Below are 10,756 nucleotides of genomic sequence, written 5' to 3' on the forward strand. Positions count from 1 at the left end.
TTGGTGAAGGCGAATGGAAAGTCAGAAAGCACGGCAAAGAGCGCCGTCGTATCTGGCGAAAGTTGCATCTTGCTGTTGACAGCAACACACATGAAGTTGTCTGTGCAGACCTGTCGCTGAATAACGTCACGGACTCAGAAGCCTTCCCGGGCCTTATCCGGCAGACTCACAGAAAAATCAGGGCAGCCGCGGCAGACGGGGCTTACGATACCCGGATTTGTCACGATGAACTGCGCCGCAAAAAAATCAGCGCGCTTATTCCTCCCCGAAAAGGAGCAGGTTACTGGCCCGGTGAGTACGCAGACCGCAACCGTGCCGTTGCTAATCAGCGGCTGAGCGGAAGCAATGCTCGGTGGAAATGGACAACGGAATATAACCGTCGCTCGATAGCGGAAACGGCAATGTACAGAATGAAGCAGTTGTTGGGAGATTCACTGACGCTGCGTGACTACGATGGTCAGGTAGCGGAAGCTATGGCCATGGTGCGTGCGTTGAACAGGATGACAAAGGCCGGGATGCCAGAAAGCGTGCGTATTGCGGCTTTGTTGAATAAATCGAACTTTTGCTGAGTTGAAGGATCAGATCACGCATCTTCCCGACAACGCAGACCGTTCCGTGGCAAAGCAAAAGTTCAAAATCACCAACTGGCCCACCTACAATAAAGCCCTCATCAACCGTGGCTCCATAACTTTCTGGCTGGATGATGAAGCTATTCAGGCCTGGTATGAGTCAGCAACACCTTCTTCACGAGGCAGACCTCAGCGCTATTCTGACCTTGCCATCACGACTGTGCTGGTCATTAAACGCGTATTCAGGCTGACCCTGCGGGCTGCGCAGGGTTTTATTGATTCCATTTTTACACTGATGAATGTTCCGTTGCGCTGCCCGGATTACACCAGTGTCAGCAAGCGCGCAAAGTCGGTTAATGTCAGTTTCAAAACGTTCACCCGGGGTGAAATCGCGCATCTGGTGATTGATTCCACCGGGCTGAAGGTCTTCGGTGAAGGCGAGTGGAAAGTCAAAAAGCATGGCCAGGAACGCCGCCGTATCTGGCGTAAGCTGCATCTCGCCGTTGACAGTAAAACACATGAAATCATCTGTGCAGACCTGTCGCTGAACAATGTGACGGACTCAGAAGCCTTCCCGGGTCTTATCCGGCAGACTCACAGAAAAATCAGGGCAGCATCGGCAGACGGCGCTTACGACACCCGGCTCTGTCACGATGAACTGCGGCGTAAGAAAATCAGCGCGCTTATCCCGCCCCGAAAAGGTGCGGGTTACTGGCCCGGTGAATATGCAGACCGTAACCGTGCAGTGGCTAATCAGCGAATGACCGGGAGTAATGCGCGGTGGAAATGGACAACAGATTACAACCGTCGCTCGATAGCGGAAACGGCGATGTACCGGGTAAAACAGCTGTTCGGGGGTTCACTGACGCTGCGTGACTACGATGGTCAGGTTGCGGAGGCTATGGCCCTGGTACGAGCGCTGAACAAAATGACGAAAGCAGGTATGCCTGAAAGCGTGCGTATTGCCTGAAAACACAACCCGCTACGGGGGAGACTTACCCGAAATCTGATTTATTCAACAAAGCCGCGTATTGCCTGAAAATCCAGCCAGCTACAGGGTCGTTCGCACGAAATCTTATTTATTCAACAAAGCCGTCTGAAAGATGAAAAAAACCTGCTCATCTGACGGTATCGTTATTCCCGTCGATGCAAACGCGATATGGCAGATGGTGCTTGCCGTGTGTAAAAGCTGATTTTCCATGTAATTTTAATTACTTTTATTCAAAGGGAACTACGGACTGATAATAACGCATAATAGCAACTTTGCATTTTTTGCGCTACATGTCGGGCAGGAATCATACCTGTCCGGCGCATGTATGAAGGGCTTTTTACATACCAGGCAATAGTCTTTATAGTCAGCTTCCGACATCCCGTTGAGAACTTCGATAATCCTGTTGACCTTGAGCGGGTAGTATTCCGGCGTATAGCCCGTGTTAATTAACAAATCAACAAGTGCATTAAAATCCATTTCTCTGGTTGATTCTGTAGGATTTTGAGGGTCATATCCGAAAATATGAATAGCATTGTTTACAACGACATTTGACAGCAACATGGCGGATTTTTCACCGAGCCATTTACCTACCCCTTTTCTTGTATTTATCCCTTTGGGGTACTCCAGGCTGTCGGCAACTTTACGACCATACAAATGTGTTATGGTATATTTATTGGCATCAAATTCTATTAACTTTATGGCACTTGCCAGACTATTTAGCTGGCTTACCTCGCTCTTTTTAAAGCCCATTATCCGCATTCTCCTTAACGTGTACCTGGTCCGGTTCTGTCGACCGGCAGGAAAAACCACTTCATGTTTTCAGAAAAGTTACTTTTCAGCGAAGCATGCTCGGATCCTGTTATTCACCAACATGAATGAACCGTAATCAGGTTACCATATCAATGAGTGAAGCCAGTTAACTCATATAGCATCCAGAAACCGCTAAAATAACTTTAGCTTCTCATATAAATCTTTAAGAGCAAATTCTACCCGTAAGTTTTCCATATTTTCCCTTGGAATGAAACCCTCCAGAACATCAGCCATAATCTCGTAACCCCATGCATATACTTTGTGATCACGTCGTCCGGTATCATAGGTTATAAACCGGGGGAAAAGAACCACATTTGTCACCTCCACAAAGGCGGATATCTCTGTATCGAGGAGCATCTGAAAAGCGTCATTAGACAGGGCCAAATAAGCCCTGACATAAGCCGGTTTAAATCTGGCCAGATTCCATATATTGACCAGGAAATTCATCTGTATAGAGACGATGTTTTTCCTGAATAACTCAAGGTCGACGGGTTTATAAACATACTGCTTCCCGCTCAATAATTCGCATGGCTCATTTGGTTTCATCTCGGTACTGTCAAAAGGTCTGCCGTACGTTTCAAACTTCAGTAACTGAGAGTCATCCAGGATTAATTTTATTAACTCACCCCATAAAACAGGCTTCCCGTTGACACGGGGAACTAGCAGGCTACCTGGTCTGGCTTCTGACAGGGCAATTCTATTTAGACGCGCATCAGTGGCGGGATGGAAAAAATGCTCCAGCAGGTTCTCCGGTATATAGCGGTAGTCCGGCGCGAGATCACGAGGCAACACACTGACAAGTTTTTTCTGACTACGTATAAACTGCAACTCCGATCGGAGAAACGCCTTAATGACAGTGTCAGTCTGTACGTTGGGTTGTACGTCCATACGCTCTCCAGGATACTTTTAAATCGCGCTACTTCGGTTACTGAAAGAGGTTTTATTATATCATAGCAATCCGAGGGAGAGTAGAAAAGGGTTAATCACAAATAGTATAAAGCACTATCTTCGTTTTAGTTCCAAGTGCAAGAACATCCGAATTTTCACCAATATCATTAGGCACTTTTTTGAAAAAAAACCGTCGATAAGCGACATCTTTCATTGGTATCTTTTTTGAAAAAAGGTACCAATGGGGAAAAATCTTCATTTGTAACTTTTCCCGGAATAGTGACCAATGGACAACAGATTTTCATCCTTCATCATTTGTAACTATTACGCAAAAAGTTACTTATGTATAAGGGTAACTATTACTGGTTCGCAAAAAAGTTACTTTCCCATCTCCACGGTTGCGAGAAGAGGTTTTACGGGAGGTGGAACGCACACTGTGTGGGCATCAGGCAGAGGTTGCTGGTCGTGCTCACAAGAAAGTTACTTTTTTGCCGACGACATGAGCACAAAAAAAAAATTAAAAAAAATGCAAACACCCTTGTTAGTTCAGAAAAATCTTTTTGGATTCCTGTAGTCTGTGAGAATGGAGGAGTTGATATGAACCCGATAATTACGGCACATCAGGAAATCGTTATCGAAAACTCGGTTCGCTATATCGAGTTACTGAAATCAGAAGCGACAAAAATTCTGGATGAATACTGGGACGCCTGGAAGACGCGGAACCAGATGATATCGAAAACCACGTATGCAAACGGGGGGAGATTTTTACCCGGGCGATTCGCACCGGTGTTTAAAAAGGTCGGTTCGTCGCAAAAGCTGACCATTGTATGGAAAGATTTTTCGCCCAGGTTCAAAAACAAAATTGAACATCATGGTGTGGTTGTTAAACCTAAACTCGGAGGTTACAGCGTTAGTTGTTTTAAAAATGCCCTGGACTGGGAACTGGAGATGATCCTGGAGACAGAAAACAAAATTAAACCGATACGCGAACTACTCGCGGAATGTCATCAACGTAAACTGGCCGACATCAAAAGACTGGAAAAACTGAAGAGGTTAATATAATGGCTGACAACGCATCCCCAAAAACTGAGCCGCGCAATCAACGTAACGCTGGCAATAACCGCCCGTTAGGGATGGTCATTTCAAAATTAAAGCCACTTTCAAGTGAGTTCTATACGCACTTTCATGAAAAAAACCGAGCCTGCCTGCGCCAGTTTAACGCCATTTCCAATGCCATTTATAATATTTTCCGGCTGGTAGAAGGTGACCAGGCGACAAGCACTAAAGTTCAGAAATGGCTCTCCGGTGTTTACGATGAACTGTCGGGTAATGTAAATACCTTCAAAGAGCAGATTGACAAAAATGTCGCCAGACTGCCTCTGGATGATTCATCATTCGAAGGGTTTGACTATGGTGAATTTGAAATTCGCTGGAACCACCCAATGACCTATAAATTGCTGGATATTATCCAGACCATCAACGTCCTGACTCGTCAGGCATATCAGTTGTGGTTATACGGTCAGATATCACAACAGGTTCATGACCGAATTATCCTGCAACTCCTGAGCTCACTGCGGGTTTCGATGGACAACATCACTAAAATACTGAACGCTGAAAACCGCGTGAATGGAAAATACGACGCATTGCCATTCATCCAGAGCATTAAGCGGTTTAAATCGGTGGAGCTTTATATAGCCAGTCTCGAAACTAAAGCCCCTGTTCAGTCCGGCCACAGTAACAGTTCTGCTGATGCTGGCAGTGAGCCGACATTAAAACCAGAAGAAGCAGCTGGCTCCGGTAAACCATCTGACAAAACACAGCCTTCTGCCACTCCTGTTTCGGTACAATAACTCACAGGTTGATATGAGTATTATATCCAGGCTTTTTTTAAAAATTAGGGTCGCCCTCTTCGGAGGGCCTGACCACGATATTATTTTTGATACAGATAATGAGTATGATATCCCGCACACGCCTAACAAGGATGTGCAAAGCTATCTTGATTATCCAAGCAAGCCTGCGGGTATAACACTCTTTTCAGAGCGTGAGATTCTATCTGTACATGCTAACCGGTTACAGGAAATTAATATGTATATCGGTTTGCCAAATTCAGACCTGAGTGAGGAAGCCTATACCTTCACTAATCTGGTCATTAAGCCATTGATGGAATATACACGCTGGATACATCTTTTACCTGCGTCTGAAAACCATCACCATGCCGGTACAGGCGGCCTGTTAACGCACAGTTTAGAAACTGCTTTCCTCGCTTTAAAATTTGCGTACAGCATTCAATTACTCCCTATTGGTCTGCAGGATGAAGAACAGATCCGAAAACGTCGTTATCTTTATGCAGCCTTTATTTGTGGGCTTTTACATGACGCAGGGAAGATATTTGATGTCGACGTTATTTCGTCCACCCCTGGCGTTAAAAGCACCTGGCGTCCGCTCTCGTCCAGCCTGATGGACTGGGCAAAGTCCAACCATATTTTTTCCTATGAAGTTATCTGGCGGAAAAGGCAGGCTAACGAGCATTCCGTGCGGGCACCTGTATTCCTGGAACGCTGCTTAAACGATACGTGCCTTAATTATTTGAGCGACGTAGTCAAAGAACGGTTGTACGATAAAATGCTGTCGGCATTGGGTAATTATACAACCAGTGATGATTTTATTTCTCGTTGCATGAGAACGGCCGACTGGCATTGCACCGGCACCGATACCAGCTACCGGTATGATAAACAATCCGGTATTCGGGCCTCTGATACTGCTGCACGAGCCATCGCGATTCTGAAAGACAACATCCGTACTCTTAATATCAATGGTTTCGACTCATCGTCAGTACGACATGACAGAAACTCACCGCCTCCGGTACATATTATGATTATCGGTGGCTCTGTTTACATCAACGAACATGCGGCCCTTGATTTCATCCTGAATCAGTTTAAACATCTTGGGATTAACTTCCCGGATGGCGATCTTGGCCGCAAAGCATTAACCGACCTTCTTTTAAGTGGGGGCTATATAGAGCCATACGGTGAACAACGGGTTGCTCACTTTTTCCATCGCGGTGACTTTACGGAAAATGACATACAACGAATGTTTGATGAGGGTATCAAAGGCCTGAGCTGGTTCTCTCTCTTAAAAATAAAATGGGTTGGTTTTCTGTTTAAATACGATATTCTGCCCGAAAGTACGCCGGGTATTTTCAGTATTAATGAGACTAATGACTATGTTTTTGTCGACCGCAAGGGGAATGACACGCTCTATGTACGCCCTCTTTCGCATGGTACAAAATCAATCCGTCTTGGAATAACTCAAACCAGTGATAACGCTTCAGTCTCAACGGCTGACACACAACGTGCAGCGGAAAGTAACAGTACAGTTTCAGATCCTGATAATACTGCTGATTCTGAAAATGAAGAGGCGACTTCCGTTGAGAATCAGCAGGCTCAGGAAAACACTAACAAAACATCCCTTAGAACAGATGCAGCTGAACTGACCTGCCCCCAGGATTAGATACAACCGTCAGTTAGTAAGTGGAGTGACCCCGAGCCCGTAGACAAATCTGCCCTATAGTTTGGAGTGACCCCGAGCCCGTAGACAAATCTGCCCTATAGTTTGAGCATAGGAGGAGTCTATGGGCACACCACATTTTACCCCTGAATTTAAGGAAGAGGCCGTCCGCCAGATCACCGAGCGGGGCTATTCTATTGCTGAAGTATCTGAACGGCTCGGCGTGTCGGCGCACAGCCTATATAAATGGCTCCGGGCTGTTAAGCCTGACAACAGTGGACAGCAGGCCCAGGATTTACTGGATGCCAGAACAGAAATTCTCAGGCTGAAAGCACAGCTTAAACGCACTGAGGAAGAGCGGGATATTCTGAAAAAGGCAGCGCGGTACTTTGCAAGGGAGCCCGACTGAAGTATCGCTTTATCAACGTTCACCGTGAAATCTGGTCGATCGTTACAATGTGTCGGGTCCTTAAGGTTGCCCGTGCCGGATTTTATGTCTGGCTCCATAACCCTGTATCTGCCGGAGAAAAGGATAACCAGCGACTGCTGGAACTCATCCGCGACTCCTATACGCTGAGTGGTGGAGTTTACGGTTATCGCAGGGTTCATGGCGATCTTCGCGAAATTGGCGAAGTGTGCAGCAGAAACCGGGTGGCCAAAATCATGAGGAAAAACAGGATTCAGGCTATACATGGTTATAAAGTGCCACGCGGGAGCCGGGGACGACCGTCACTGATAGCGCCTAATCACGTGCGGCGTGAATTTACTGTAGTGAAGCCCAATCAGGTGTGGGTCACCGACATCACCTACATCCGCACCTGGCAGGGCTGGCTGTACCTGGCAGTGGTTATCGATCTTTTTGCCCGTAATGTGGTGGGCTGGTCGATGAAGCCGACACTGTCGCGCGAGCTGGCACTGGATGCGCTGCTGATGGCGGTCTGGCGACGTAAACCTGAAGAAAACGTCATTGTGCACAGCGATAGTAATAATGCCGATGTCAGTCTTTACCACCACTTAGTTTGCCGTTTAACCAGATTGGTGTGATTACTGATGCAGTGAAGACCTTCCCGCATCCTGACTCACACAGCGATCGACCTTTTGTGTCCTGCCCTGGACCCGTCGGTTGCCGGAAGCGCCTTCATGCGAGGCATCTCCTCACCGATGCGCGTGACTCAAGAAGGGCCTGACGGCTTGTCTCGTTACTGTCCTGTCCGGGTTATCTGTCTGGAGATTCAACTCTGTTTCCTCACAGGAGCTCTGTCATGGTTGATAAAGTTACCGAAGCTGCCGTTGTGGGTGGCGTGGATACACATAAAGATTTGCACGTTGCCGCTGTCGTAGATCAGAACAATAAAGTCCTTGGGACTCAGTATTTCTCCACAACACGACAAGGTTACCGGCAGATGCTGGCATGGATGACCTCGTTTGGGACATTAAAGCGAATTGGTGTTGAGTGCACAGGTACCTATGGTTCCGGTTTGCTTCGTTATTTTCAGAACGCCGGGTTAGAAGTTCTTGAGGTGACTGCTCCAGACCGGATGGAGCGACGCAAACGGGGTAAAAGTGACACAATTGATGCTGAATGTGCCGCTCATGCAGCATTCTCAGGCATCAGGACAGTTACTCCCAAAACGCGTGATGGCATGATTGAGTCCCTGCGGGTATTAAAAACTTGCCGAAAAACAGCAATATCAGCCCGCAGAGTCGCTCTCCAGATTATCCATTCAAATATTATCTCTGCCCCGGATGAATTACCTGAACAGCTCAGAAATATGACGCGCATGCAGCTCATCAGGACCCTGGGTTCCTGGAGACCTGATGCCAGTGAATACCGCAATGTAACCAACGTTTATCGCATTTCATTAAAGTCCCTTGCCCGACGCTATCTCGAGTTACATGACGAAATCGCTGATCTGGATGTCATGATTGCGGCAATTGTCGACGAGTTGGCACCTGAGCTGATTAAACGTAATGCTATCGGATACGAAAGCGCTTCACAGTTGCTGATCACTGCCGGAGACAATCCTCAACGGTTAAGATCAGAATCAGGATTTGCGGCACTGTGTGGTGTCAGCCCGGTCCCCGTTTCTTCTGGAAAAACGAACCGTTACCGACTTAATCGTGGTGGAGATCGTGCTGCAAATAGTGCACTTCACATCATCGCCATCGGACGCTTACGAACTGACGCAAAAACAAAGGAATATGTCGCCAGGCGTGTAGCCGAAGGACATACAAAAATGGAAGCGATACGCTGTCTAAAGCGATATATCTCCCGCGAAGTTTACACGTTACTGCGCAATCAAAACAGGCGGATCAACAGTATCCCGATAACAGCTTGACTCTTAGAAGGGCGTCCAGGGCAGTCAGTATGGCAGTGATGACTGGCAGCGGTTCTGCCGGGCCAATAATCTGGTACCGAGCATGAGCCGTCGCGGCAACTGCTGGGATAATGCAGTGGCAGAATCGTTCTTCAGTTCACTCAAAAAAGAGCGCATCAGGAAGCGGATATACAAAACCCGGGACATGGCCCGGGCGGATATTTTCGATTACATTGAAGTGTTCTACAACCGTAACCGACGCCACAGCCACCTCGGCGGCGTCAGCCCGGAGGCCTTCGAAAAGGCCTCGCAGTGAGGACAGAAACTGTCTACCGGAGCGTGGTCACTCCAACTCTCCAATAAGAGAGTCCAACAAAATGGGTGCAGTGCATGGGTTAATGAAAATTAACTACGGGGCTTTCTGCTTTCTGCCGCACAACACGGTAACAAACCACCTTCACGTCATGAGGCAAAAAGCCTCAAGCGCCACCGCCAGTATACCTTACCCGCTGCCATACTGACCAGGCATCGCGCCATCATCGTTCTGATTTGCCGCGAAAATACCCGGGTCTGCTCTCAAGCTCCCGCTCGATCAGCTCGTCGGCAAACAAGGGCGCAATCCTGTTGATGCGGCGAACCAGATTCCGGTGGCGGGCGGCGGCTTTCCGCTCGTCGCTCCAGCGCTTAATCTGCCTCTCGTCGAGAAAATCCACGCATACCGCATATCCCGCGCCCGCCACCCAGCAAGACATCACTTCTTCAGGTGCCGCCTGCCCTGCCTCCACGACAACGGAAACCAGCTCCTGTGGACCCGGGCAGGGCCTGTGCGGCAGTTTCCAGCGCAGGGAATAGCGCCACTTCATCCGTGGCTCCGGTGTGTCAGCTTGTTCGGGACCTGCCAGCGTTCAGCCTGACGCACAGACTCCGGCGTCTCTCTCACAATGAAGCTGATTTCATGCATGACACCATACAGCGGCTCCCCGGCATCCCGCAGCCAGTCCAGAGAGGCCAGCGAGGCATATCGCGATCGCCAGTGCCAGAAGGCAGGGGCAAGCTCACGCGCGTCAAACTCACCGGCCCACCGGCGGTACCAGCTGATGACCGTTTCCGGTGACTGGAAATTCAGCTCCGTGACGGCCTGTCCCAGCAGGTTCTGCCGTAATCGCCAGTGATGCGTCATTGCGCGTTCTTCCCGACGCATCTTACGGGTAAAGGCGAGGCTGCTGCGCTGTTTCCGGCGCTCAGTCCGGCTGTGCTGCACCTCGGGGAACAGTTCGGCCTGAACATCAACCGGCAGCGGCAGCGGGCAGCACTCCCCGTGACTGGCAATCAGTGCATCGAGCGCCTCTTCCACCTGTTTAAGACTGCTCAGACGATGTTTCGGGTCCCAGTTCAGGCCGGGAATGCGCTGCGCCACGGTCGTGTTCATACGGCTGTTCCCGGTCAGCAGGCGCAGGAAAGTACGCACGTGTGGCGCTGCAGACAGACGAGCACCGCGCTGGCGGGCATTCTCCACGGTCATGATGGCCTGCAGCGCAGCCTGCCGGGCAGGCTGCAGGGTGACAAGGGAACGGGACGAAGGGATCATTGTGCGCCCTCCTGTTCCAGCGTACTGATGATACTGGCGCAGGAATATCCGTCAGTATCGAGACACGCTATCAGGGGTCGTCTCA

General features: G+C 48.9%; 10 protein-coding genes and 2 pseudogenes. 8 read left to right on the forward strand and 4 right to left on the reverse strand.

What is annotated here, in order from left to right; all coding sequences use genetic code 11:
- A partial coding sequence (locus tag ENGE1_RS25625; protein ID WP_155731573.1) for an IS5 family transposase occupies nucleotides 1-569 on the forward strand: 569 nt, incomplete at its 5' end.
- Nucleotides 570-615: 46 nt separating this feature from the next.
- The gene (locus ENGE1_RS25630; RefSeq protein ID WP_042934531.1) at nucleotides 616-1,539 is read left to right on the forward strand and encodes an IS5 family transposase; all 924 of its coding nucleotides are present in this window, start codon (nucleotides 616-618) and stop codon (nucleotides 1,537-1,539) included.
- 261 nt (nucleotides 1,540-1,800) lie between these two features.
- Here the strand turns inward: ENGE1_RS25630 and ENGE1_RS25635 are convergent, their stop codons facing one another.
- Nucleotides 1,801-2,310: a hypothetical protein gene (locus ENGE1_RS25635; protein WP_255265530.1), complete on the reverse strand. Its 510-nt coding sequence runs from the start codon at nucleotides 2,308-2,310 to the stop codon at nucleotides 1,801-1,803.
- A gap of 192 nt (nucleotides 2,311-2,502) precedes the next feature.
- Complete coding sequence (locus ENGE1_RS29020) at nucleotides 2,503-3,258, reverse strand: hypothetical protein (RefSeq protein ID WP_064360872.1); 756 nt, start codon at nucleotides 3,256-3,258, stop codon at nucleotides 2,503-2,505.
- Nucleotides 3,259-3,855: 597 nt separating this feature from the next.
- On the opposite strand from ENGE1_RS29020, the gene mobI reads away from it, so the two are divergent.
- The 6 genes and pseudogenes from mobI to ENGE1_RS25675 all read left to right on the forward strand — a co-directional run.
- Entirely contained in the window at nucleotides 3,856-4,320 is a 465-nt protein-coding gene (gene mobI, locus ENGE1_RS25645; RefSeq protein WP_064360873.1) for a conjugative transfer protein MobI(A/C), read from the forward strand.
- Nucleotides 4,320-5,108 carry a hypothetical protein gene (locus tag ENGE1_RS25650; protein WP_064360874.1) on the forward strand — a complete coding sequence of 263 codons (789 nt, stop codon included), beginning with the start codon at nucleotides 4,320-4,322 and terminating at the stop codon, nucleotides 5,106-5,108. Before mobI ends, ENGE1_RS25650 begins: the two co-directional genes overlap by 1 nt.
- A gap of 13 nt (nucleotides 5,109-5,121) precedes the next feature.
- Complete coding sequence (mobH, locus tag ENGE1_RS25655) at nucleotides 5,122-6,768, forward strand: MobH family relaxase (RefSeq protein ID WP_255265531.1); 1,647 nt, start codon at nucleotides 5,122-5,124, stop codon at nucleotides 6,766-6,768.
- A gap of 121 nt (nucleotides 6,769-6,889) precedes the next feature.
- Nucleotides 6,890-7,803, forward strand: a pseudogene (locus ENGE1_RS28170) (IS3 family transposase); the annotation flags it as partial.
- 224 nt (nucleotides 7,804-8,027) lie between these two features.
- Nucleotides 8,028-9,104 (forward strand): IS110 family RNA-guided transposase, encoded by a 1,077-nt coding sequence (locus ENGE1_RS25670; protein ID WP_049152916.1) that lies wholly within the window; start codon nucleotides 8,028-8,030, stop codon nucleotides 9,102-9,104.
- A gap of 16 nt (nucleotides 9,105-9,120) precedes the next feature.
- A pseudogene (locus tag ENGE1_RS25675) lies at nucleotides 9,121-9,399 on the forward strand (IS3 family transposase); the annotation flags it as partial.
- A gap of 220 nt (nucleotides 9,400-9,619) precedes the next feature.
- Here the strand turns inward: ENGE1_RS25675 and ENGE1_RS25680 are convergent.
- Nucleotides 9,620-9,946: a hypothetical protein gene (locus tag ENGE1_RS25680; RefSeq protein ID WP_038992719.1), complete on the reverse strand. Its 327-nt coding sequence runs from the start codon at nucleotides 9,944-9,946 to the stop codon at nucleotides 9,620-9,622.
- Nucleotides 9,943-10,671, reverse strand: coding sequence for a plasmid SOS inhibition protein A (locus ENGE1_RS25685; protein ID WP_049152880.1), 729 nt, complete (start codon nucleotides 10,669-10,671; stop codon nucleotides 9,943-9,945). Before ENGE1_RS25685 ends, ENGE1_RS25680 begins: the two co-directional genes overlap by 4 nt.
- Between the last annotated feature and the right edge of the window lie 85 nt (nucleotides 10,672-10,756).

Origin of the sequence: Pluralibacter gergoviae ATCC 33028 = NBRC 105706, from assembly GCF_001598855.1 — a bacterium.
Taxonomy (GTDB): domain Bacteria; phylum Pseudomonadota; class Gammaproteobacteria; order Enterobacterales; family Enterobacteriaceae; genus Pluralibacter; species Pluralibacter gergoviae.

Excerpts from the sequence above, each read along its gene's own strand:
- ENGE1_RS29020 (WP_064360872.1), bottom strand. The coding sequence starts at position 3,258 with ATGGACGTACAACCCAACGTACAGACTGACACTGTCATTAAGGCGTTT.
- mobH (WP_255265531.1), top strand. The coding sequence starts at position 5,122 with ATGAGTATTATATCCAGGCTTTTTTTAAAAATTAGGGTCGCCCTCTTC.
- ENGE1_RS25670 (WP_049152916.1), top strand. The coding sequence starts at position 8,028 with ATGGTTGATAAAGTTACCGAAGCTGCCGTTGTGGGTGGCGTGGATACA.
- ENGE1_RS25650 (WP_064360874.1), top strand. The coding sequence starts at position 4,320 with ATGGCTGACAACGCATCCCCAAAAACTGAGCCGCGCAATCAACGTAAC.
- ENGE1_RS25685 (WP_049152880.1), bottom strand. The coding sequence starts at position 10,671 with ATGATCCCTTCGTCCCGTTCCCTTGTCACCCTGCAGCCTGCCCGGCAG.
- mobI (WP_064360873.1), top strand. The coding sequence starts at position 3,856 with ATGAACCCGATAATTACGGCACATCAGGAAATCGTTATCGAAAACTCG.
- ENGE1_RS25680 (WP_038992719.1), bottom strand. The coding sequence starts at position 9,946 with ATGAAGTGGCGCTATTCCCTGCGCTGGAAACTGCCGCACAGGCCCTGC.
- ENGE1_RS25635 (WP_255265530.1), bottom strand. The coding sequence starts at position 2,310 with ATGGGCTTTAAAAAGAGCGAGGTAAGCCAGCTAAATAGTCTGGCAAGT.